This window comes from Bradyrhizobium ferriligni (assembly GCF_056837965.1).
Window position 1 is genome coordinate 1 of the sequence record NZ_JBXEJO010000080.1, and the last position, 22,506, is coordinate 22,506.

The 22,506-nt window shown below is 65.0% G+C and carries 19 protein-coding genes; 10 read left to right on the forward strand and 9 right to left on the reverse strand.

All coding sequences use genetic code 11. The features are described from left to right. Positions 1-387 precede the first annotated feature (387 nt). The 3 genes from AC1VNY_RS34945 to AC1VNY_RS34955 all read right to left on the reverse strand — a co-directional run bounded on the left by AC1VNY_RS34945 (position 388) and on the right by AC1VNY_RS34955 (position 4,341). Positions 388-1,194 carry an IclR family transcriptional regulator gene (locus AC1VNY_RS34945; protein WP_026193034.1) on the reverse strand — a complete coding sequence of 269 codons (807 nt, stop codon included), beginning with the start codon at positions 1,192-1,194 and terminating at the stop codon, positions 388-390. A gap of 200 nt (positions 1,195-1,394) precedes the next feature. Then, complete coding sequence (locus AC1VNY_RS34950) at positions 1,395-3,128, reverse strand: FAD-dependent oxidoreductase (protein ID WP_482408589.1); 1,734 nt, start codon at positions 3,126-3,128, stop codon at positions 1,395-1,397. 10 nt (positions 3,129-3,138) lie between these two features. Continuing rightward, positions 3,139-4,341 carry an ABC transporter substrate-binding protein gene (locus AC1VNY_RS34955; protein ID WP_482408590.1) on the reverse strand — a complete coding sequence of 401 codons (1,203 nt, stop codon included), beginning with the start codon at positions 4,339-4,341 and terminating at the stop codon, positions 3,139-3,141. A gap of 352 nt (positions 4,342-4,693) precedes the next feature. Here AC1VNY_RS34955 and AC1VNY_RS34960 point away from each other — a divergent pair, with 352 nt between their 5' ends. From AC1VNY_RS34960 to AC1VNY_RS34970, 3 genes are all read left to right on the forward strand, one after another. Beyond that, positions 4,694-5,623, forward strand: coding sequence for an aspartyl/asparaginyl beta-hydroxylase domain-containing protein (locus tag AC1VNY_RS34960; RefSeq protein ID WP_482408591.1), 930 nt, complete (start codon positions 4,694-4,696; stop codon positions 5,621-5,623). 240 nt (positions 5,624-5,863) lie between these two features. Continuing rightward, the gene (locus AC1VNY_RS34965; RefSeq protein WP_482408592.1) at positions 5,864-6,763 is read left to right on the forward strand and encodes a helix-turn-helix domain-containing protein; all 900 of its coding nucleotides are present in this window, start codon (positions 5,864-5,866) and stop codon (positions 6,761-6,763) included. 136 nt (positions 6,764-6,899) lie between these two features. After that, a complete protein-coding gene (locus AC1VNY_RS34970) occupies positions 6,900-7,943 on the forward strand; it encodes an alpha/beta hydrolase (protein WP_482408593.1) in 1,044 nt (347 codons plus the stop codon). Positions 7,944-8,185: 242 nt separating this feature from the next. On the opposite strand, the gene AC1VNY_RS34975 is transcribed toward AC1VNY_RS34970, so the two are convergent. Then, positions 8,186-8,341 (reverse strand): hypothetical protein, encoded by a 156-nt coding sequence (locus AC1VNY_RS34975; RefSeq protein ID WP_018272638.1) that lies wholly within the window; start codon positions 8,339-8,341, stop codon positions 8,186-8,188. Positions 8,342-8,772: 431 nt separating this feature from the next. Between AC1VNY_RS34975 and AC1VNY_RS34980 the strand changes: the two genes are divergently transcribed. From AC1VNY_RS34980 to AC1VNY_RS34995, 4 genes are all read left to right on the forward strand, one after another. After that, entirely contained in the window at positions 8,773-10,470 is a 1,698-nt protein-coding gene (locus tag AC1VNY_RS34980; RefSeq protein WP_482408594.1) for an NAD-dependent malic enzyme, read from the forward strand. Positions 10,471-10,694: 224 nt separating this feature from the next. After that, positions 10,695-12,377, forward strand: a complete 1,683-nt coding sequence (gene ggt, locus AC1VNY_RS34985; protein ID WP_482408595.1) for a gamma-glutamyltransferase — start codon at positions 10,695-10,697, stop codon at positions 12,375-12,377. 274 nt (positions 12,378-12,651) lie between these two features. Beyond that, entirely contained in the window at positions 12,652-14,016 is a 1,365-nt protein-coding gene (locus AC1VNY_RS34990; RefSeq protein ID WP_482408596.1) for an MFS transporter, read from the forward strand. Positions 14,017-14,035: 19 nt separating this feature from the next. Then, positions 14,036-14,413 (forward strand): SPW repeat protein, encoded by a 378-nt coding sequence (locus AC1VNY_RS34995; RefSeq protein ID WP_129965142.1) that lies wholly within the window; start codon positions 14,036-14,038, stop codon positions 14,411-14,413. Between the two features lie 89 nt (positions 14,414-14,502). Here AC1VNY_RS34995 and AC1VNY_RS35000 read toward each other — a convergent pair whose 3' ends face one another. Further along, positions 14,503-14,775 (reverse strand): hypothetical protein, encoded by a 273-nt coding sequence (locus AC1VNY_RS35000; RefSeq protein ID WP_063710734.1) that lies wholly within the window; start codon positions 14,773-14,775, stop codon positions 14,503-14,505. A 208-nt stretch (positions 14,776-14,983) separates the two neighbouring features. On the opposite strand from AC1VNY_RS35000, the gene AC1VNY_RS35005 reads away from it, so the two are divergent. Beyond that, positions 14,984-15,208, forward strand: a complete 225-nt coding sequence (locus AC1VNY_RS35005; RefSeq protein WP_080650390.1) for a hypothetical protein — start codon at positions 14,984-14,986, stop codon at positions 15,206-15,208. A 67-nt stretch (positions 15,209-15,275) separates the two neighbouring features. Here the strand turns inward: AC1VNY_RS35005 and AC1VNY_RS35010 are convergent, their stop codons facing one another. After that, entirely contained in the window at positions 15,276-15,977 is a 702-nt protein-coding gene (locus AC1VNY_RS35010; protein ID WP_018272631.1) for a fumarylacetoacetate hydrolase family protein, read from the reverse strand. 153 nt (positions 15,978-16,130) lie between these two features. Between AC1VNY_RS35010 and AC1VNY_RS35015 the strand changes: the two genes are divergently transcribed. Then, a complete protein-coding gene (locus AC1VNY_RS35015; RefSeq protein ID WP_482408597.1) occupies positions 16,131-17,309 on the forward strand; it encodes a dipeptidase in 1,179 nt (392 codons plus the stop codon). A gap of 7 nt (positions 17,310-17,316) precedes the next feature. Here the strand turns inward: AC1VNY_RS35015 and AC1VNY_RS35020 are convergent, their stop codons facing one another. Together AC1VNY_RS35020 and galE are read right to left on the reverse strand one after the other, a co-directional pair. Next, the gene (locus tag AC1VNY_RS35020; RefSeq protein WP_018272629.1) at positions 17,317-19,128 is read right to left on the reverse strand and encodes an ABC transporter ATP-binding protein; all 1,812 of its coding nucleotides are present in this window, start codon (positions 19,126-19,128) and stop codon (positions 17,317-17,319) included. A gap of 109 nt (positions 19,129-19,237) precedes the next feature. Beyond that, on the reverse strand, positions 19,238-20,251 hold the full coding sequence (gene galE / locus AC1VNY_RS35025; RefSeq protein ID WP_018272628.1) for a UDP-glucose 4-epimerase GalE: 1,014 nt from the start codon (positions 20,249-20,251) through the stop codon (positions 19,238-19,240). A 138-nt stretch (positions 20,252-20,389) separates the two neighbouring features. On the opposite strand from galE, the gene AC1VNY_RS35030 reads away from it, so the two are divergent. Continuing rightward, entirely contained in the window at positions 20,390-21,430 is a 1,041-nt protein-coding gene (locus AC1VNY_RS35030; RefSeq protein WP_026193029.1) for a glycosyltransferase family 4 protein, read from the forward strand. On the opposite strand, the gene waaF is transcribed toward AC1VNY_RS35030, so the two are convergent. After that, on the reverse strand, positions 21,412-22,476 hold the full coding sequence (gene waaF / locus AC1VNY_RS35035) for a lipopolysaccharide heptosyltransferase II (protein ID WP_018272626.1): 1,065 nt from the start codon (positions 22,474-22,476) through the stop codon (positions 21,412-21,414). The genes AC1VNY_RS35030 and waaF overlap by 19 nt on opposite strands. Positions 22,477-22,506: the final 30 nt, after the last annotated feature.

A 22,506-nucleotide genomic window follows, 5' to 3' on the forward strand; every position in this document is an offset into this window, starting at 1 on the left:
ATGTCGATTCCGACGTAACGAAGAGCTATGATCACGGTGCCTGTCCCTGTGATGCGAGGTCTGTTGGCGCAGCCTCGTGCAACTGTTCAGGTTGATAGATGGAACGGGCGGGAGACCGAGCCGGCTCGCGGCGTCAAGCGCCAAGGACCCAACGGCTTCCCGCCCACCACATCCTGACAGACTTCCAAGACACAGGGACCCATACGCCGCGGCGGATGTAGTCGGCGGGACTCGTCATTCCAGCATCGCACAACAATGAACTTCGGTGGTTATGGGTCCCGGCCTTCGCCGGGACGACGATGAGGATGGTTCTGGGTTCATGATGTCTGCCAAGCTCTCGGTGTAATCACCCGCGCATACGCATGAGAGAGCGGCAGAACACTCGGATCACTTCACCTCAATATCGACAGCCCGCGCCGTGCCGTGCCCCAGCTGCCGTGAGATATCGCCGGCGCAGGCCCGCAACGCAGTTGCGATCGCACTGTCCCAGCTGGCGTCGAAGGTGCCTTCCGGCCCCATCGCGGTGATGACCAGCGCGACGTGGCCGGCGTGATCGAACACCGGCGCGGCGAAGGCGTTGACACCGGGCAGGGGATCTCCGATCGCCCGCGCCAGCCCGCGGCTGCGGACCTCGGCGAGGATCTCGTCCGTCTTCGCGTCCACCGGCGCACGTTTCGGATTGTAGCCGACGCCGAGGCGATCGAGGCCGCTCTCGAGCGCGGTCCTGATCGCGTTCGGCGGCATGAAGGCGGCGAAGGCGCGGCCGGTCGCGGTCTCGAGCAGCGCCACCACCGATCCGACGCGCATCGCGATATGCACCGGATGGCTCGGCTCCTCGAGCCGCACCACGGTCGCGCCGTGGGTGCCCCAGACCGACAGCGACACCGCGTGATTGATGCTGTCGGCGAGCGTTGCGATCCGCGGCGTCGCGATCCGCACCGCGGACTGCCGGCGCAGGCTGATCAGGCCGAGCTCGAGCGCCAGCGCCCCGATCTCGTAACGGCCGGTGACCTCGTCCTGCTCGATCAGGCCGATGCGGGAAAAGCTGACCAGATAGGGATGCGCCTTGGCCGGCGGCATGCCGGCTTCGCGCGCGAGATCGCGCAGCATCATCGGTTCGCCGCTGCGGGCCAGCGCGCGGAGCAATTCTCCGCCGACCTCGATCGACTGTATGCCGCGGCTCTCTCTCGTCATGTGGCCCTGTTCGCGTTCCGGATTCGCACTTAGCTGGAAAACCTTGCCGTCCGCGAGACGCGAGGCGGCGGGATCAATCTGGCGCGTCATATCCGCCTCTATCACCGTCACCCTGAGGAGCGCGCATCTCGCGTGCGTCTCGAAGGGTCGACGGCCCCACTGGTGGCCGTGCATCCTTCGAGGCTCGCTCCGCTCGCGCCTCAGGATGACGGGTTTGAACTGCCCCTCTGCTCCGCTGCCACACCTGCAATGTGCTTGCCCGCGATGTAGCCGAAGGTCAGCGCGGGCCCGAGCGTGATGCCGGCGCCGGGATAGTTGCCGCCCATGATGCTCGCCATGTCGTTGCCGGCGGCATAGAGGCCGGCGATCGGCTGGCCGTCGGCGTCGAGCGCGCGGGCATTGGCGTCGGTCCTTATGCCGGCATAGGTGCCGAGATCGCCGATCACCATCTTGATGGCGTAGAACGGCCCGCGCTGGATCGGCGCGATGCAGGGGTTGGGCCCGTGCAGCGTATCGCCCTGGTAGCGGTTATAGGCGCGCGAGCCCTTGCCGAAGGCGGGGTCACGGCCCTCCGCCGCGGTTGTGTTGAACTCCGCGACGGTCGTCTCGAGCGCCTTGGCGTCGATGCCGGCCTGCGCGGCGAGTTCTGAAAGCGTCGCGCCGCGCTTGAGATAGCCGGTCTTCAGATGATGGCCGAGCGGCATCGGGCGCGGCGGCACGCAGCCGAGGCCATATTTGCGGAGCGTCTCGTGATCGCAGATGAGATGTGCCGCAATCTCCTCGCCGGGCTTCGCCGCCTTGATCATCGCCTGCACGAAGTCGTGGTAGGAATTGCCTTCATTGGCAAAGCGCCTGCCGTCGGCCATCACCGCGATCACGCCCGGCTTGGCGCGATCGATGAAATGCGGCATCACGCCCTTCGAGCCGTCCTTGCGCGTCGTGACCGAGACCGGCACCCAGGCTGCGGCATTCGGCAACGAGTCGTCGACGCGGCCGCCGGCGGATTCCGCAAGGCGCAAGCCGTCGCCGGTGTTGCCGACAGGGCCCGGCGAGTAATGCTCTTTTCCGGTCGGCGCATGCGGAAACATCTTCTGCCGTCGTGCGACGTCGTGCGGAAAGCCACCGCAGGCGAGCACCACGCCATGCTTGGCGTTGACGCGGATCGTGCGCCCTTCGCGCACGACGATTGCGCCGCGCACCACACCGTTCTCGACGATCAATTCGCGCACCGGCGAGTTGAGCCAGAGCGGGATCTTGAGGTCGAAAGCGGATTTCGCCAGCCGGCCGGCAAGCGCGTTGCCGTTGGTCAGCGTCATGCCGCGGCCGTTGCGCATCACGTCGATGGCGTGTTTCGACAGCCGTTTGGCGACATAGGCCGCCGAGGTCAGCGATCTCGTCGCGCGCATGAAATGCACGATCTCCTTGCCGGAGCCGAGCATCATGCCGAACACGGTGAGCTCGGGCAGGGGGCTGCCGAGATCCTTGAGGGCGTCGCCGAGCTCGTGGGCGTCGAACGGCCGCGTCACCATCGAGCGGCCGCCCTGCGCGCCGCCGGGCGCTTCCGCATGATAGTCCGGGAAGGTCAGCGGCATGTCGAAGCGCACCGCGGTGCTGGTGGTGAAGAAGTCGACCGCCTTCGGCCCCTCGGTCAGGAACGCATCGACGCGCGCAGCGTCAAAGCTGTTGCCGGCCTCATGGCGCAGATAGGTTTTCGCCTGATCGGGGCTCTCCTCGATGCCCCAGGCCTTGGCCAGCGAGGTGCCGGGAATCCACAGCCAGCCGCCGGAGCGGGCGGTGGTGCCGCCGAACCGCAGCTCCTTCTCGACCACCAGGACCTTGAGGCCGTGATGGCCGGCGGTGACCGCCGCCGACAGCCCGGCGCAGCCGGAGCCGACGACCAGCGCGTCGCAATCATAAGCTTCTTCGTTGGCCACGCGATCGATCCTATTTCTTGAGCAGTGGGCACTTCGACTCGGAGACCGGACGATACGCGTCCTCGCCCTTCACCGTCTTGACGATGTCGAGATAATCCCACGGCTCCTTGGATTCCGAAGGCTTCTTCACCTTCGCCAGATACATGTCGCGGATCACGCGGCCGTCCTCGCGCAGCTTGCCGCCATGCACGAAGGTGTCCTCGATCGGCAGCTCGCGCATCTTGGCCATCACCGCTTTGGGATCGTCGGTGCCGGCGGCCTGGATCGCCTTGAGATAATGGAGCACCGAGCCGTAGACGCCGGTCTGGATCATGGTCGGCATCACATTGGCGCGGGCGTAGAACTTCTTTGACCAGGCGCGCGTTTTCTCGTCCATGTTCCAGTACGACGACGTCGTCATGTAGGTGCCCTGCGCGGCGTTGAGTCCGATCGCATGCACGTCGGTGTCGAACATCAAAAGGCCGACCAGCTTCTGGCCGTCCTGCACGAGGCCGAACTCGCCGGACTGCTTGATCGAATTGTCGGTGTCCTGGCCGGCATTGGCGAACGCCACCACGTCGGCCTTCGAGCTCTGCGCCTGTAGCGCAAAGGAGGAGAAGTCGGCGGTGTTGGTCGGATGCTTGACGCTGCCGAGCACCTTGCCGCCCATCTCGTTGATGAAGCGCGTCGCGTCCTTCTCGAGCTGCTGGCCGAAGGCGTAATCCGCGGTGACGAAGAACCAGGACTTGCCGCCTTCCTTGATCACGGCCGAGGCCGTCACCTTGGACAGTGCGTACGTGTCGTAGGCGAAATGCACCGTGTTGGGGCTGCACAGTTCGTCGGTCAGCGAGCTCGCGCCGGGACCGGAGAGGAGCGCGATCTTGTTGCGCTCGCGCACCATGTTGTGCACGGCGATCGCGATGCCGGAATTCGGGATGTCGACGACGGCGTCGACCTTGCCGTTATCGAACCAGCCGCGCACGATCTGTACGCCGACATCGGTCTTCATCTGGTGGTCGGCGGAGATGATCTCGATCGGCTTGCCGAGCACGGTGGGGCCGAATTCCTCCACCGCCATCTTGGCCGCCTCGACCGAACCCGGGCCCGAATTGTCGCGGCCCCAGCTCGACAGGTCGGTCAGCACCCCGATGCGCACGACGTCATCCGAAACCTGGGCGTGAGCGGCCGTGGTCATCGCCGCGACAATGGCTGCCGCCAGAAACTGTCTCATCATTCCTCCCTCTGGGTGTCCGCGCTCTTCGGCGGGTCATCTCAGGATTAGGAATTGTCTAATCGGTTTGTCAATGGCGAATTAAGTGTGTGAATAGTGTCACAAGGTTGGCGCCGGCGCGGCACGGCGCTTCACATTTGGTGAGCGAACGCTTACGTGGCTCATCCGGGACGGCACCGCGGCAAGGCTTCCGGCTCATTTGTCAGACCGCGCCGCAGTGCCAAGTCACTATGAAACAGGGGAATTTTCGCGGACGGCGACGCGTTTCGCCGCCCGGACCGGGCCACCCGTGAAGGGTAAGGCTCCTGCGGGGCGGGCACGAAGGGCGTCGGCGGGCAGCGATCATAGACGGATCATGTTGAGACAGCTCTTCGCGCCGCAGCTCGTCATTCTTTACGTGCTGGTGGCCTCTACGCTCTACGTTCACTTCCGCGGCAAGCAGCGGTTGCGCTTCGCCCGCCAGCTCGGCGATCACTCGACCTACCTCGCGCCCTACAATGTGCTGATGTATGCCGGCTCCGCGGTGCCCAACACGCCGGTGATCCCGGTCGAGCAGTTTCCCGAGCTCAAGAAGCTCTCCGACAATTGGGAGACGATCCGCGACGAGGCCACGCGGCTGTTCGACGAGGGCTTCATCCGCGCCGCGGCCAAGAACAACGACTGGGGCTTCTATTCCTTCTTCAAGAGCGGCTGGAAGCGCTTCTATCTGAAATGGTACGACGACTTCCTGCCCTCGGCGCGGACGCTGTGCCCGAAGACGGTGGAGCTGCTCAACTCGATCCCGAGCGTGCATGGCGCGATGTTCGCGATGCTGCCGCCGGGCGGCAAGCTTGGGGCGCACCGCGATCCCTTCGCCGGCTCGCTGCGCTATCACCTTGGCCTGGTGACGCCGAACTCGAAACAGTGCCGCATCCTCGTCGACGGTGTCGAATGCGTCTGGCGCGACGGCGAGGCCTTCATGTTCGACGAGACCTTCATCCACAGCGCCGAAAACAAGACCGACGTCAACCGCATCATCCTGTTCTGCGACGTCGAGCGCCCGATGAAGTACGGCTTCATGACGGCGATGAACCGCTGGGTCAGCCACAACATCGTCAAGGCGTCGGCCACCCAGAACGTCGACGGCGAGCATGTCGGCGCGCTGAACAAGGTGTTCGGCAAGCTCTACGAGGTCCATCTCGCCAGCCGCAAGGTCAAGGAGTGGAATCGGAACGTGTATTACACGCTCAAATATTCCGCGACCGCGCTGATCCTCGGCCTGATCGTAATGTCGGCGCTGCACTGATTGCAGAGGCGTTGCCGCGTTGAAAGCAAAAGCCCCGGAGCTTTTTTGGGCGTGCAATCAGCGATGCGCGACGCCCGCTCTCTGGAGCAGCAGCGGCATGTGCTCAGGACTTGTGTGGCCTTTTTGACCCAAACGAGAGCTTGAACGATAGCCGGAGCGGCTGTGGCGCGGATATTGCCTTTCTGCTTGGGATGCGCTTACGCAGTCTTAAGTGGTCCCGCAAGGCGGCTTGGAGATCTCATGCAAGGCCAAACACAGGGAAATCTGAAGTACCCGGATTCGACGCTGCTCAGGTCGTCCGATGGCTTGGGCTGGGCAACAATATCCGCCGACCTTCGAACGCACCGCAGCTGGCAAGGACAGCCTTCCACCGTCGCGTCGCACGTCGAAGTGACCGTAGCGGTCCGTGGTTCGGATGAGGCCGTCGCGACCTGCAAGGTGGCCGGAAAATGGCACCCGGTGCCGTTGCAGACAGGGACAATCTGGCTCAATCCGGTCGGAGCCAAGGCCGACGAAATCCGTATCTCCGCGAGCGAGGTGCGCGCCCTGCACTTGTATGTGCCCACTTCGGCATTTGCGCGGCTAAGTCATGATTACAATCTGCCCCTACTGCCTGGCAATTCGGTCCGCTACTCATCCGGTGTGCAGGATGAAATGATCAGGCAGATCGGGCTGTCGATGCTGTCGGAGATGGAATGCCCGACCGCGGCGGGGCGCATGCTGGCGGAAACCTCGTCACTCTTCCTCGCTGCGCGGCTCATGCAAGCGCACGCCGAGTCCATGATCGCCGGCGGCGTGTCGGTCTCCGCTCAACGTTTGGAAAATGGCAGGCTGAAGCGCGTGCTCGCCTACGTCGAAGAGCATATCGATGACGACGTTACGGTAACTGAACTCGCCGACGTCGCTTGTCTCAGCGTCTTTCATTTTACTCGGGCGTTCGCTGCGGCAATGGGGGTGCCTCCGCATCGTTACGTCAGCCAGCGCCGCCTCGAGGCGGCGAAGGCGTTGCTAGCGACGAACAGGTCGTCTCTGAGCGAAATCGCACTAAAGTCCCGGTTCTCCTCGCAATCGAGTTTTACGCGTGCCTTCAAAAGGGCGACCGGCGTCACGCCGGCGGAGTACCGGCAAAAGGCACGATAGCGGCGCTGCAAGATCGGTCAAAACAACAGCAGGCACGGGACAGACGCAGGGGAAGCTGCTTCCTAATGTTGGCTGAGGCCTGCTCTCGTCCGGATGGCGCGACCAGGCTCCACAGACGAACAGACGGAGCTCTCCCTTGAGCCGAATTGCGAAACTCGCAGCCTTGATTATCGGAGCAAATCTCGTGACCCACGTTGTCGCAGCGGCGCCCGACGCCGCGATCGATCCGCGGATTGATCCTCAGATTCGGTCCTTCCTCGCCAAGATCAACAAGGACGGAAGTCCCTTCTGGGAATTGCCGCAGCCGAAGCCGCAGGAGATTCTATCCGGTCTCCAATCGCAAACCGCCGTCGATATGTCCGGCGTCACGACGACCGAACGGACGATCAGTCAGGACGGTCGCATGGTGAAGCTGTTCATCATGAAGCCAGAGCACGTCGGAGAAAAGCCGGGTGTGCTGCTTTTCATCCACGGCGGCGTCTGGATCGTCGGTAACTTCCAGAACCACCAGCGCCTCTTGCGTGACCTCGTCGTCGGTTCGGGCCAGATTGGTGTGTTCGTCGAATACACGCCGCTTCCGTCGGCGAAGTTTCCGACGCAGCTGGAGGAATGCTATGCCGCGCTGAAATGCGTTGCCGCGCATGCAGGTGAGTTTGGCGCGGATGGCAGCCGCATTGCGGTGGCCGGCAATTCCGTCGGCGGCAACATGACCGCCGCGCTTACTATGATGGCGAAGGACCGCAACGGGCCCAAGGTCGGTTACCAGATACTCTTTGTTCCGGCGACAGACGCGAGCGTCGATACCGAGTCGTACCGCGAGTATGGAACAGGACGCTTCCTGGCGCGCGCTTTCATGAAATATGGCTGGGACCTCTATGCACCGGACGCTCGGACCCGAGACAATCCCTATGTCTCGCCGCTCCGCGCCAGCATCGATCACCTCAAGGGCCTGCCACCCGCGCTCGTGATCACCGCTGAGAACGATCCTCTGCGCGACGAGGGTGAAGCCTACGCGCGCAAGTTAAAGCAGGCAGGCGTCAGCGTCGATGCGGTTCGTTACAACGGGACTATCCACGACTTCATGCTGCTGAACGCCCTGCGCCATGAGCCCTCCACAGAGGCGGCGATCGAGCAAGCCAATGTGGGCGTGCGCCAGCGCCTTCAGCCCTTGGCGAACTAGCGGGTCCGATCACGACGCGGCGGCTAAGGCCGCCGCGTCCAAGACCCCGCGGAGCGAGCTCCGAGGCTTGTTTTCCGGGACGCATACTGAGAAATGCGCGATGTCCGAAGTCCAGGACTTATGGCGGGATGCGCTCATAACTTGAGCAGATCAACCATTGCTACTAACCGGACAAATGAGGTTGTGCAGAGCACTGCAGCACACGGTCCGAAGTGCGGGCGTGAGGAGCGAAACGGCCAGGATCAGTCGCGTTCGAAGACCTTGGCGCCGGGGTAGACGCGCCGGGCGTACGCGACGACCCACTCCCGGTCCTGCGTCTCCACGAATGGAGTTCGGATCTTGCACGACCCGACGATAAGGTGCCACAGGCCATTAAGCTTCTGAATGTTGACGATCATTTGAGTGTTCCTCGAACAACCCGCATGCGTGACGGTCTTGCTATTCACGAATCGGAGCAGTGATCCTGATCACAGATTCGGGAGCACAACTCGCGCCCTCTGTAGAACGAGGATCGCTACTGTTAGTCGCGCCTCCGAGGAGTGAAGTTCGGAGCTATTTGTGCGTCCGCTGGAGTAGCCCCGAGCATAAAATGGTCTCTCCATTGCTCAATTGTACGAGCGTCAGCACAGGTCATGACAAGGAATAGAGAAGTCATACCAACGTATGTCTGTCCGCAGGCGTAGCGGGAGTGGGTTGCCGGAACCTGGACGACCGTTCATCGCCTCTTAGCCAACATTCCGCTTGGCGCAGCACGACGCCCTTCACTCTCGATCCGTTACACTGAAGTGATACAGTCGTATCCGGCATTTCGCATTGAGGGGACCTTGTCATGTCGGAGTCATCAGGAGCGTTTGCGACCACCGCGCTGAGCGGCTACGAGCTGCTGGCCGATCCGCAGCTGAACAAGGGCACGGCGTTCTCCGAGGCCGAGCGCGAGGCGTTCGACCTGCACGGCCTGTTGCCGCCCAATATCCTGACGCTGGACGAGCAGGTCTCACGCCGCCTCGAGGCGTTGCGCGGCTTTGAGACCGATATCGAGCGCTATGCCTTTCTGCGCGAGCTACAGGACACCAACGAGACGCTGTTCTACGCGCTTCTGGTCGGCAATTTGGAAGAGCTGTTGCCGATCGTCTACACGCCGACCGTCGGCGAGGGCTGCCAAAAATTCAGTCGGCTGTTCCGCAAGCCGCGCGGGCTGTTCCTCAGCATCCCGCATCAGCACCGGATCGACCGCATTTTCGCCCATCCGCGCTTCGATCACGTCGAGGCGATCGTCGTCACTGACGGCGAGCGCATCCTCGGCCTCGGCGACCAGGGCGCCGGCGGCATGGGCATCCCGATCGGCAAGCTCGCGCTCTACACCGGCTGCGGCGGCCTGCATCCGGCGACGACCCTGCCGATCATGCTCGACGTCGGCACCGACAATCCCGATTGCCTCGCCGATCCGCTCTATGTCGGCTGGCGCAACGAGCGCGTCCGCGGCCAGGCCTATGACGACTTCATCGAGGCGTTCGTCGGGGCGGTGGTGAAGCGCTGGCCGCGCGTCCTGCTGCAATGGGAGGATTTCGCCAAGAACAACGCGACGCGCATGCTCGAGCGCTATCGCGACCGGCTCTTGACCTTCAACGATGACATTCAGGGCACCGCGGCGGTGGCGACCGGCGCCTTGCTCTCCGCGATCAACGTCACCGGCGTGCCGCTCACCGAGCAGCGGGTCGCCGTGCTCGGCGCGGGCTCGGCCGGCTGCGGCATCGCCAGCCTGATCCGCGCCGCGATGATCGATGCCGGCCTGTCGGAGAGCGAGGCGGCGAAGCGCTTCTTCATGGTCGACCGCGACGGGCTGCTGCTCGAGGGCATGAGCGGGCTCGCCCCGTTCCAGCTTCCGTTCGTGCAGAACAGGCAGGCGATCGCGGGCTGGCAGCTCAGCCATCCCGACAAAATCGCGCTGCTCGACGTCGTGCGCAACGCCAGGCCGACCGTGCTGATCGGCGTCTCCGGCCAGGCCGGCGCATTCTCCGAACCGATCGTCCGCGCGATGGCCGAATGCAACAAGCGGCCGGTGATCTTCCCGCTGTCCAACCCGACCTCGCGCGAGGAAGCGACACCGGTCGATATCGAGGCGTGGACGGAGGGGCGGGCGCTGATCGGTGTCGGCAGCCCGTTCCCGCCGATCATGCGCGACGGCGCGCGCTTCAAGGTCGACCAGACCAACAACTCCTACATCTTCCCGGGTGTCGGCGTCGGCGCGCTCGCGGTCGGCGCCAGCCGGGTCAGCGACGGCATGTTCATGGCCGCCGCCAAGGCGCTGGCCAGCGTCTCGCCGGCGCGCGACAACCCGAAGCACAATCTGCTGCCGCCGGTCAGCGCGCTGCGCGAGGTCTCGCAGACCGTGGCGCTTGCGGTCGCGCTGCAGGCCCACAAGGAGGGATTGGCGAGGGACGTTCCGATCGACCAGGTCGAGGCGCGGATTCACGCCAAGATCTGGACGCCGGGTTACGTGCCGTACCGCCGCAGCGATCGGGCTTAGACCCCGGCGCGGCCCCCGCATCGATTTTGCGACCATCGTGATCGGGGCAGGGGCGGGCTCGACCTCGCTCGCGCCTTCTCAACGGGCTTGACCGAAGTAAGAATTTTCTTCATTCTTGGTATGCCAAATGCCAGTGGCGTTCCTTCGGGGATTTGGACGTCGCGGTGTCCGCAGCCCGCGATCGCACAACATCGACACAACGAGGAAACGGGGAGGGAAGTCGAATGGCCAATCTTGGCATGTCGCGCAGGGAGTTGCTGGTCGGGTCCATGCTCACGGCGGTCGCCGCGGCGGCGCCGCGACCGCTCTGGGCCCTCGACAATACGGGCGCGCTGGCGCGATCGAAGACCGGCATGGTGACGAGCCCGCACGAGCTCGCGACGCAAGCCGGGCTCGAGGTGCTGCGCAAGGGCGGCAATGCGATCGAGGCGGTCATCGCCATCGGTGCCACGCTGTGCGTGACCTATCCGCATTTCAGCGGTCTCGGCGGCGACAGCTTCATGGTGATCAGTGACCGCACGGGGAATGTGCGGACGCTGTCCGGCGCAGGTCAGGCCGCGCTCAACCTGCCGAACTACAGCGGCTCGGTCCCGATCCGGGGGCCGGGGTCGGCGCTGACCGCGGCCACGACCGTCGACGTCTGGGACCAGGCGTTCGATTTCAGCCGCAAGTCCTGGTCCGGAAAGCAGAGCTGGGCGTCGCTGTTCGCGCGGCCGATCGAATACGCCAGCAAGGGCTTCCCGGTCACGCCGTCGCAGCGCTTCTGGCAGGACATGGAAGCGAAGAACCTGAAGGACTGGCCCGACATCCAGCGCATCTTCATGCCCGCCGGCCGGATGCCTGAAATCGGCGAACCGCTGGTTCAGGCCGAACTCGCGAAATCGCTGGAGATGCTGGCGGCAAATGGCGGGCGTGATTTCTACGAAGGAAAGCTCGCCGCGCGCATTGCGGCCGGACTGAAGCAGATCGGCTCGCCGCTGACCGCCGACGATCTGGCGCGCTGCCGCGCGCGCGACGAGACGCCGTTGCGCGTCGGCTATCGCGGCGGCGAGCTGCTCGGGCTGCGCCCGCCGACGCAGGGTCTCACGACGCTCGAGATCATGGGCATTCTCGACCGCTTCGAGCTCGCGAAATATCCGGAAGGGAGCGCGGACTACTATCACCTGCTGGTCGAAGCGGTGAAGCAGGCCTTCATCGACCGCGGCCGCTACATCGGCGATCCGGAATTCGTCGACGTTCCGGTCAATCAGCTGCTCTCGGCGAGCTACCTCGACGCGCGCGCGAAGGCGATCAGCCTCGAGAAGGCGATGCCCTGGCCGCACGTGTTCAAGAAGGGCGACACGGTTTATCTCGCCGCGACCGACCGGGACGGCAATTGCGTCAGCATGCTGCAAACCGTCTACTACGATTGGGGAAGCGGCATGGTGGCCGGCGACACCGGCATCATCTGGCACAACCGCGGTGCGTCGTTCAACCTCGACCCGGCCAGCCCCAACTGCCTCAAGCCGGGCAAGCGACCGTTCCACACGCTCAATCCGGGAATCTATCTCAAGGGCGGACGGCCGCATCTGCTGTATGGCACGCAGGGAGCCGACGGGCAGCCGCAGACGCTCGCGGCGGTGCTGACCCGGCTGATCGACTACAACATGGATCCGCTCACCGCGCTGTCGCGACCGCGCTTCCTGCTCGGCAAGACGTTCTCCGATGCGCGCGACAGCCTGAAGCTGGAGAAGGATGCCGGTGAAGAGGTCTTCAAGGCGCTCGCCGGGCGAGGCCACGAAATCAGTCCGATACCGGCCCAGAGCCCGCTCGCGGGACATCCGGGTGCGATCCGGATCGACGCCGACGGAAGCATCACCGGGGCGCACGATCCGCGCAGCGACGGGCGCGCCCTCGGCCTGTCATGAGACGAAGCGCGGCAGATTGACGGAGCGCCCGGCGGCTGCCGGGCGCCTCCGGCAGCCATGCGAAGCATGGTCCGCCACCCGGTGGGCGAGCCGTGGCGGACGACGCGTTCGGCGCGTTGCGACCTGTCGCTCGCCATGGCCGACTGAAGGCCGACTAAAGTTCAAGCCTCGACGGTCCCCTTCCGGTGGAACTTTCCGGGGCGCGTTATCGTTCGTACTCAAACGAACCACCGTCAATATCCGTCCGGGGGGCCTGCGCGAGGGACACACCCCGATGGCAACATTTGGCCCAACGCTTCGTCCAACCCCCGGCCTCGACGCCAACCAGCTCACACCCTCCGAGCACCAGCTCCAGATGCGCCGTGCGGTGATCGCCTCCACGGTCGGGACCGCGATCGAGTGGTATGACTTCTTCCTCTACAGCACCGTCACCGGCCTGGTTTTCGCAAAACTGTTCTTTCCGCATTCCGATCCCTGGGTCGGCACGCTGGAGGCCTTCGCCATCTATGCGGTCGGCTTCGTCGCGCGGCCGATCGGGGCTGCGATCTTCGGGCACTATGGCGACCGCATCGGCCGCAAGTCGACGCTGATCGCGACGCTGCTGTTGATGGGCCTGGCGACCGCTGCGGTCGCATTGGTGCCGACCTATTCCAGCATCGGCATCTGGGGCGCGGTGATCCTGACCGTGCTGCGCTTCATCCAGGGCGTCGGCGTCGGCGGCGAATGGGGCGGCTCGGTGCTGATGTCGATGGAATGGGCGCGCAACGATCGCTCCCGCGGCCTGATCGCGTCGTGGCCGCAATTCGGCGTGCCCTGCGGGCTGTTCCTCGCCAATCTCGCGGTGCTGGCTTTCAGCCAGATGTCGGGTGACCAGTTCCTGTCGTGGGGCTGGCGCGTTCCGTTCGCGCTCAGCATCGTCCTGGTCGGCGTCGGCCTCTACATCCGGCTCGGCATTCTGGAAACGCCTGTCTTCACCAGGCTGCTGGCCGAGCGTCAACTCGACCGCACGCCGATGCTGACGGTGATCCGCGATCATCCGAAGGAGATCCTGCTGTCCGCCTTCGCGCGGATGTCCGAGCAGGCGCCGTTCTACATCTTCACCGCCTTCGTGTTCTCCTACGGCACCGGCACGCTGCACGTCTCGCGCGATTTCCTGCTCACCGCGGTGCTCGCGGCCTCGGTGCTGTCGTTCGTCTCGATCCCGGTGTTCGGGCATCTGTCCGACCAGATCGGCCGCAAGAACATGTACATGATCGGCGCGTTGGTGACCGGCATCTTCGGCTTCATCTACTTCGCGATGCTCAATACCGGATCGGCGTCGATCATCTTCCTCGCGATCGTTCTCTCGCTCATTCCGCACGACATGCAGTACGGGCCGCAGGCCGCGCTGATCGCCGAAAGCTTTACCGGACGGCTGCGCTACAGCGGCGCCTCGCTCGGCTATCAGCTCGCATCCGTCATCGCCGGCGGTCCGGCGCCGCTGATCGCGGCGTGGCTGTTCGGCACCTATCATTCGTGGGTCGCGATCGCGGTCTACATCGCGATCTGCGCCGTCATCACGCTGGTCGCGACCGCGCTGATGACCGACTTCACCGGCAAAGACATCAATGCGGCCGGCGCGCATGAACGTCGGGCTTGAGACAGCAATGGAGCAGCAGATGATGAAATGGCGAAAGGAATCGACGCTTGATCTCTATAACCTCGTCGCGGCGATCTTCCTGCTCGCCGCGCCGTGGCTGTTCGTGCGGGCCAATCCGACCGCGGCGATCGATCTCAGGACCAGCGGCGCGGCGATAGCGATCATGTCGCTGGCGGCGATCGTCGCGTTCTCGATCTGGGAAGAATGGATCAACCTGGTCGTCGGCTGCTGGCTGATCGTCTCGCCCTGGCTGCTCGGCTTCGCGCATACCCGCGCGATGCATTTTGCCATCGCCGCCGGCGCGGTGGTGGCCTTCATGGCGCTGCTCGAGCTGTGGCTCGAGTACGAGAAGACGCATTTCGCGCCGGCCACATCGCAGGCCGCCGAACGGCAGTAAGATCCGCCACCGGGGAGACCGAGGTGTGGCTCTTTGCTTTGAGCATGGTCTGCTCGGAAAACCGCTTCGCAACTTTTCCGGATCATGCTCTAGCAGCCGCGGCAAATGCCCTTGATCTTGCGGTCGACGATCGCGTCCTCCTGATCGATGACCTGCTGCGATGTCGATGTCGTCGCCGGAACATCGGCGGCGCGCGGCTGGCGATGGCCGACCGGCGCCGACCACGGCCTGCTCGCGGTTTCGTTTGACGCATAGGCGCGGGGCTGCTGGACCGCCGCCTGTGCGAAGCAAGCGGTCGCCATTGCCGCGGACATAATCGCAGCCCAGCCAAGCCGTACGCCGGGTCGTCGAAGATCGATCATGAAAATCTCCATGCCGTCATCGCCGCGTTTGCGCGCGGCCTTGATGACATGGAGTGCTCCGGTCGCTCCGGTATTCCCCGCTCCATCTGATGTGATCGGGCGCTCGCGGCGCGGTGATCGCGCGTGATGAAATAATTTCCGGGCGCGCGCGGTCCTTGATCACAGGAGCCGAGCTAGGTCGGCTTCATCCACCGTACGGAGAAATCCCATGACCAAATTGACCTTCGCAGCGCTTGCGCTGGTTGCGGCAGCCGCCTGTTCGACGCAGGCGTCCGCCGCCGGCAACAACGCTGCGGTGCGGCGCGCCAATGCTTCGATGACGACAACGACGGTCAGCAGCAAGACCACCGATTGCGTGCGCGCGCCGAAGGTTGGATCGTTCGCGACCGCCCCCTTCACCGAGCCGCCCTGCATGCCCGGCACTATGCGCTGACCGCACACAGCAAAAAGCCCCGGACCTGAAGTCCGGGGCTTTGGGCCTGGCCTCGTTCCTGAGGCGGTTATTCCGGCTTGCCGATCGTCACCGCGAGCTTGCCGACGCCGTTGACGCCGCATTCGAGCTTGTCGCCCACCTGCAGCTGCGAGACGCCGGCGGGCGTGCCGGTCATGATGATGTCGCCGGCGGTGAGCTTCACCTGCTGCGAGAGCTGCCAGATGATTTCAGGCACGTTCCAGATCAGCTCGGTGAGGTCGCCCTTCTGGGCTTCCTTGCCGTTGACGGTGAGCCAGATCTTGCCCGCGGTCGGGTGGCCGATCTTCGCGGCCGGCTGGATCGCCGAGCAGGGCGCGGAATAGTCGAACGACTTGCCGATCTCCCACGGCCGCTCCTTCTTGCGCGAGGCGATCTGCAGGTCGCGGCGGGTCAGGTCGATGCCGACGGCATAGCCGTAGACATGCTCGAGCGCCTTGTCGGCGGGAATGTTCAGCCCGCCGCTCTTCATCGCCACCACCAGCTCGACCTCGTGATGCAGGTCCTTGGTCAGCGGCGGATAGGGGATGGTCGCGCCATCGGGCACCAGCATGTCGGCATGCTTGCCGAAGAAGAACGGCGGCGCGCGCTCGTCATTGCCCATCTCCCTGATATGCTCGAGATAGTTGCGGCCAACGCACCAGATGCGGCGGACCGGATAGGTGCCGGATTCGCCGACGACGGGAAGCGAGGGCTGCGGGGGAAGCGGAATGACGGTGGATGCGGCGTTCATGAACGGGTCCCGGAGGGTTGAAGGAGGGAGCGCGGGCGGTATTTACGCGCTTACGCCGCTCAGGGCTAGTGGCCGCGGCTGCATCCGGCGCAGAGGTGAGGCCAGCTTTCCGCCGAGCGCGGCCGCCTTTGGTCGACAAAGGCGGTGGTGCCCATGAGGAAATGGCTTTCGATCGGCCTGGTGCTGATCGTTGTGGTCCTGATCGTCGCCGCCGTCCGGTTTTTCGTGGTTGCCCCGGAGCGGATCGACCGGGCGCAGAACAGGGTCCAGCGCGTTGCGCTGGATATCACGCCCGCCGCAATGGCCTTGCAGGCGACGCTCGACGTGGCGGACATGCATGCGGACAGCCTGTTGTGGAAGCGTGACCTGATCGCGCGATCCGATCGCGGCCATATCGATCTGCCGCGCCTGATCGAAGGGCACTACGCGCTGCAGGTGTTCTCGTCGGTCACCAAGTCGCCCAAGGGCCAGAACTATGAGGCCAACGGCGCCGACACCGACACCATCACGAATCTGGCCATCATCGATCTGCAGCCGCCGCGGACATGGTTCTCGTTGCTGCAGCGCTCGCTGTGGCATGCCGAGAAACTGCGGAGCTTCGCCGAGCAGTCCGCTGGGCGGCTGCGCCTGATTACGACGCCGGCCGACCTCGATCGCCTGCTCGCCGACCGCAAGGGCGGCGCGACGGTGGTTGGCGGCATGCTCTCGATCGAGGGCTTGCAGGACATCGAGGGCAATATCGCCAATCTCGACGTGCTCTACGCCGCCGGATTCAGAATGGCCGGCCTCGCGCACTTCTTCGACAATGATGTCGCAGGCTCGATGCACGGCGTCGCAAAGGGCGGCCTGACGCCGCTCGGCCGGCAGGTGGTGCAGCGGATGGAGGCGATGGGCATGATCGTCGACCTCGCGCATGCGAGCCACGCGGCGGTCGCCGAGGTGCTGGCGACGGCGACGCGCCCCGTGGTCTCAAGCCATGGCGGCGTTCAGGCGACCTGCAAGGTCAACCGCAACCTCACCGATGACGAAGTCCGGGGTGTCGCGCGGACCGGCGGCGTGGTCGGCATCGGTTTCTGGCAAGGCGCGGTCTGCTCGCTCGATCCGAACAATGTGGCGCGGGCGATTGCCCATGTCCGCGACCTGGTCGGGATCGACCATGTCGGCCTCGGCTCGGATTTCGACGGCTCGACCACGACGGGCTTCGATGCCAGCGAGATCGTCGCCGTGACCCAGGCGCTGATGTCGCGCGGGTTCTCGGAGGACGACATCCGCAAGGTCATGGGCGGCAACGTGCTGCGCGTGCTCCGCGCAGGCATTGCCCCGAAGGGATGAGAGGGACCTAGCCGGTGGCGCTGATCGGTGCCAGCGCGAGCGGTGACGGGTCGTGGTGGTGCTGCAGGCGGAAGAACGAGGCGTAGCGGCCGCCGCGGCGCAGCAATTCCTCGTGCCGTCCGCGCTCGACGATCTCGCCGCCCTCAACCACCAGGATCGCATCGGCGTGCATGATGGTGTGCAGGCGGTGCGCGATCACGATCGTGGTGCGGCACTGGCAGAGATGCTCGATCGCTTCCTGCACCTGCTTCTCGGACTCCGAGTCGAGCGCGGCGGTGGCCTCGTCGAGCAGGATGATCGGCGCGTTCTTGATCAGCGCGCGGGCGACCGCGATCCGCTGGCGCTGCCCGCCGGACAGCTGGGTGCCGTGCTCGCCGACCGGCGTGTCATAGCCGAGCGGGAAGCTCATGATGAAGTCGTGCGCGCAGGCGGCTTTGGCGGCGTCGACGATCTCCTGCTCGGTGGCGCCCTGCTTGCCGAAGGCGATGTTGGCACGGATGGTATCGCGGAACAGATAGACGTCCTGCCCGACATAGGCGGTCTGCTGCCGCAGCGACTTGCGCGACACCGACGAGATCGACTGTCCGTCGATCAGGATGTCGCCATCGCGCGTCTCGTAGAAGCGCAGCAGCAAGGCCAGCACGGTCGATTTGCCGCCGCCGGAGGGGCCGACCAGCGCGGTCACCTTGCCGGGCTCGGCGACGAAGCTCATGCGGTTCAGCACCGGTTCGCCCGGCCGATAGGCGAAGCTGACGTCGCGCAGCTCGATCCGCGCGTCGGAGAGTTTCAGCGCCGGCTTGTCGTCATCGATCTGTTCGCTCGCCGGGCTGTCGACCACCTCGAGCAGCATCCGCGCGCCGACCAGCTGGCTGTTGAGGTCAATGTTGAGTCGCGCCAGCCGCTTGGCCGGCTCGGTCGCCATCAGGAACGCGGTCAGGAACGTGAAGAACTGGCCCGGCGTGGAGCCGAGCGCCACCACGCTGTAGCCGCCATACATCAGGCAGCCGGCGACCGCGAAGCCGCCGAGCATTTCCATCAGCGGATTGGAACGGTTGGCGACGCGCGCCATCTTGTTGGCATTGGTCTCGACGGTTGCGATGTGCTCGTCGATCCGCTGCTGCATGGTGCCTTCCAGCGTGAACGCCTTCACGGTGCGGATGCCCTGCAGCGATTCCTGCATCGTCTCCATGATGTCGGCGGTGCCGGTGAACTGGTTGTAGGCGAGCCCCTTGATCCGCTTCACCAGCCTGCGCAGCATCAGCATCGCCGGCGGCACCGCCACGAGCCCGATGAACGACATCAGCGGGTCCTGCCAGACCATGACGGCGACCATGCTGACCAGCATCAGGAAGTCGCGGCCGATCGCATTGACCAGCATGTTGAGCACGTCGGTGATCGACTTGGCGCCGGCGGTCAGCCGCGCCAGGAATTCCGACGAGTGCCGCTGCGAGAAGAAGCCGATGCTCTCGCTCATCAGCTTGGCGAAGAGCTGCCGCTGGTTGCTGGCGAGGATGGCGTTGGAGATCTTGTTCAGGATCACCATGTGGCCGTAGGTCGCCACGCCCTTGATGAACAGCAGCACCACCGTGATCCCGGCGAACATCGCGATGCCGGGGATGTTCTTGTCGACATAGGCTTGGTTGATCACCTGGCCGAGCACGTAGGTGGCGCCGGCCGTCGAGCCGGCCGCAACGGCCATCAGGGCGAACGCCGTCAGATAGCGCCGCCAATAGGTAATCCCTTGTTCCGTGACCAGGCGGCGAATCAGGATCGCCGCGCCATAGGGATCGTCGGTAATTTTCTTTGGAAACTGGGCCATCCGCGTTCCATTGACGGCGGGCAGCGCCGGCCGTCAGGGTTGCGGGACCTCCTTGCCCGCTTGGCGGGGCTTTTTCAAGCACAATAACTGCTTGATAACGGTTTGTTTTTTAGGCCGATTCCGCCTGTCGCGCGGAGCCCGCGCGCTCCCGGAACAGCTTCTCCTCCCAGGCCAGTGCGTGGCTCGCGATGGTCTCGAGATCGTCGTAATGCGGGGTCCAGTCGAGCAGCGAGCGGATCCTTGTCGTATCGGCCACCATGGTCATGATGTCGCCGGGCCGCCGCGCGGCGTAGGCGACCGCGAAATTGCGCATCGAGACCCGGCGCACCGCCTCGATGGTTTCGAGCACGGAATAGCCGCGGCCATAACCGCAATTCAGCGTCACCGATTGCCCGCCGGCACACAGATAGGACAACGCCGAGCGATGCGCCTCGACGAGGTCGCTGACATGGATGAAGTCCCTGATGCAGCTGCCGTCCTGGGTCGGATAGTCGGTGCCGAACACGTCGATCTTGGCGCGCTGGCCGGTTGCGGCCTCGACTGCGATCTTGAGCAGATGGGTGGCGCCGATGGTGGCAAGGCCGACGCGGCCCTTCGGGTCGGCGCCGGCGACGTTGAAGTAGCGCAGCACGACGTAGCTCATGCCATGAGCGGATGCGACATCGTGCAGCATGATCTCGGTCATCAGCTTCGACGAGCCGTAGGGCGACAGCGGACGGGTCGGTGCGATCTCCGGCACCGGCACCTGGTCCGGGTTGCCGTAGACGGCCGCGGTCGAGGAGAAGATGAAACGGCTGACGCCGCCCTTGACCGCCGCGTTGAGCAGGCTGCGCGTCGTCATGGTGTTGTTGCGGTAGTAGCCGAGCGGATCGCGCATCGAGTCCGGCACCACGACGGAGCCCGCGAAATGGATGATGCTGTCGATGCCGTGCTGGGCGATCACGCCTTCGACGAGGTTCTCGTCGCCGGCGTCGCCGATGAACAGCGGCACGCCTTCGGGCAGGAACGCGGAGAAGCCGGTGGAAAGGTTGTCGATCACGACGACGCTCTCGCCGGCATCGACCAGCGCATGAACCATGTGACTTCCGATATAGCCGGCGCCGCCGGTCACGAGCACGGTCATGGATGGAGCTCTCCCAATATTCTTTAATTGACGATGCTAGCGGGAGTGCGGTGAAGAGGGGGTTTCGCCGCGGCCGAACTGGCCACTATGCTTAATGTTGCGTATAGGAACTGGCACGAAACGGAGACTTGCGTGCCGATCGAGAACACACCTGCCGGCGAGCTCGAGCTCATCGTGCCCAATCTGCACCGACGTTATTCGGGTGTCACCGCGACCAACCGCATGGTCGCGCCGAAACTTGCAAAGATGCTTCGCGCAGGCTGGCTCGGCTCGCATCGGCCCGACGGCATCGACGCGATCGGATTTGCCGATCTCCTGCACCTGTGGCGGCGGGCGCGGCCCGTGATCTGGCATGCGCGGCGCAACGACGAGATGATTGCCGGGCTCGTGTTGCGCGCGCTTGGCTGGCCGCTGAAACTGATCTTCACCTCGGCGGCGCAGCGCCATCACACCTGGCTGACGCGCTGGCTGATCCGCAACATGGATGCGATCATCGCGACCAGTCCGCTGTCGGCCTCCTATCTGAAGCGCGACGCGACAGTGGTGATGCACGGCGTCGACACGGATCGTTATGCGCCGCCCGCCGATCGCGCGAGCGCCTTCGCCGAGAGCGGACTGCCGGGGCGCTATGCGATCGGCTGCTTCGGGCGGGTGCGCGCGCAGAAGGGCAGCGACGTGTTCGTCGAGGCGATGTGCAGGCTGCTGCCGCGCTATCCCGATTTCACCGCGGTCATCGTCGGCGCCGTGGTGCCGGAGCAGTTGGCCTTTGCCAACGAGCTGAAGCGGAAGATCGAGGCCGCCGGCCTGCAATCGCGCATCATCATCACGGGCGAACTGCCGATCGAGGATGTCGTGCGCTGGTACCAGCGGCTGACGATCTACGCCTTCACCTCGCGCAATGAAGGTTTCGGCCTGACCCTGATCGAGGCGATGTCGGCGGGCGCGGCGCTGGTGGCGGCGCGCGCGGGCGCTGCCGAGTTCGTGGTCGAGGACGGCGTCACCGGCGTGCTGACGTCGCCCGGCAACGCCGACGCGCTGGTGGCCGCGCTGGAGCCGTTGATGCGCGATCCGGCATCGGCCGCGGCGATGAGCGCGCGGGCGCGCCAACGAGTTGTGGATAAGTTCAGCCTCGATGCGGAAGCGGGCGCGATCGCCAAGGTCTATCGCGCGCTGACTTGAGCCAGCACGCGCTGCGCAATCTCCACGACCTCTTCGGGGAAGATGTCGCGCATGCAGCGATGGTCGTTCATGGTGCAGACCGTGCGCTGGCACGGCTGGCACGACAACTTGCTCCTGGTCTGCAGCACCGTCGCGGCGAGGCCGTTGAGGGGCGCCCAGAGATAAGGATCGGTCGGGCCGAAGATGCCCATGGTCGGCGTGCCGATTGCGGCGGCGATGTGCATCAGCCCGGAGTCGTTGGTCACAGCGACGCTGGCCGCGGCCATCGCAAGGATGCCGTTGCGCAGGTCGGTGCCGGTGAGGTCGCGGACCCGCGCGCCGCCGGCTGCCGTGATCTCCTGCGCCAGCGCCTTCTCGCCGGGGCCGCCGACCACCCAGACGTCGAAGCCATGTTCGGCGAACTGCCGCGCGGCCTCCGGATAATAGGTCCAGCGTTTCGAGACGCCGACCGAGCCGGGTCCGAGCGCGATGGCGGGCCCACGGCCGAGGCCGTTGGCCTGCCGCCAGCGTTCGATGTCGTCCGCGGGAACCCGGAGCTGCGGCACCGGCCATTCCGGCGGGCGGGCGGCGCCGTCAGGCAGCGCCAGGATCGCGTTCTTGTCGATGAAGCGCGGCTGCCGCTTTTCGCCCCATCGCATCGCGTTGATGAGGCCGAACCGCACCTCGCCAAAGAAGCCGACCCGTTCCGGGATGCCCGCCAGCGCCGGCGCGAGAGCGGCCTTCCAGGTCCGCGGCAGCACCAGCGCGGTGGCGTAGTTCCGGCTGCGAAGCTCGGCCGCGAGGGCCTGCTGCTGGGCCAGCGCCAGCCGGCTGCGCGGCAGGTCGAACACGATCCCGGCGCGAACATCGGGCATATAATCGACCAAAGGGGCGCAAAGCCGGGATGTCAGAAGGTCGATCGGCCGGTTCGGCCAGCGCTTGCGGAGCACCCTGACCACGGTGTGGCCGCGCACGAAATCGCCGATCCAAACATAGGGCACGACGAGGATAGGTCTGGTATCCTCGGTGTCCTGTGTTTCGATATCAGATATTGAATCAATATTCATTTCTAAATGGGCCAGGGCCAGTCGGGCGCG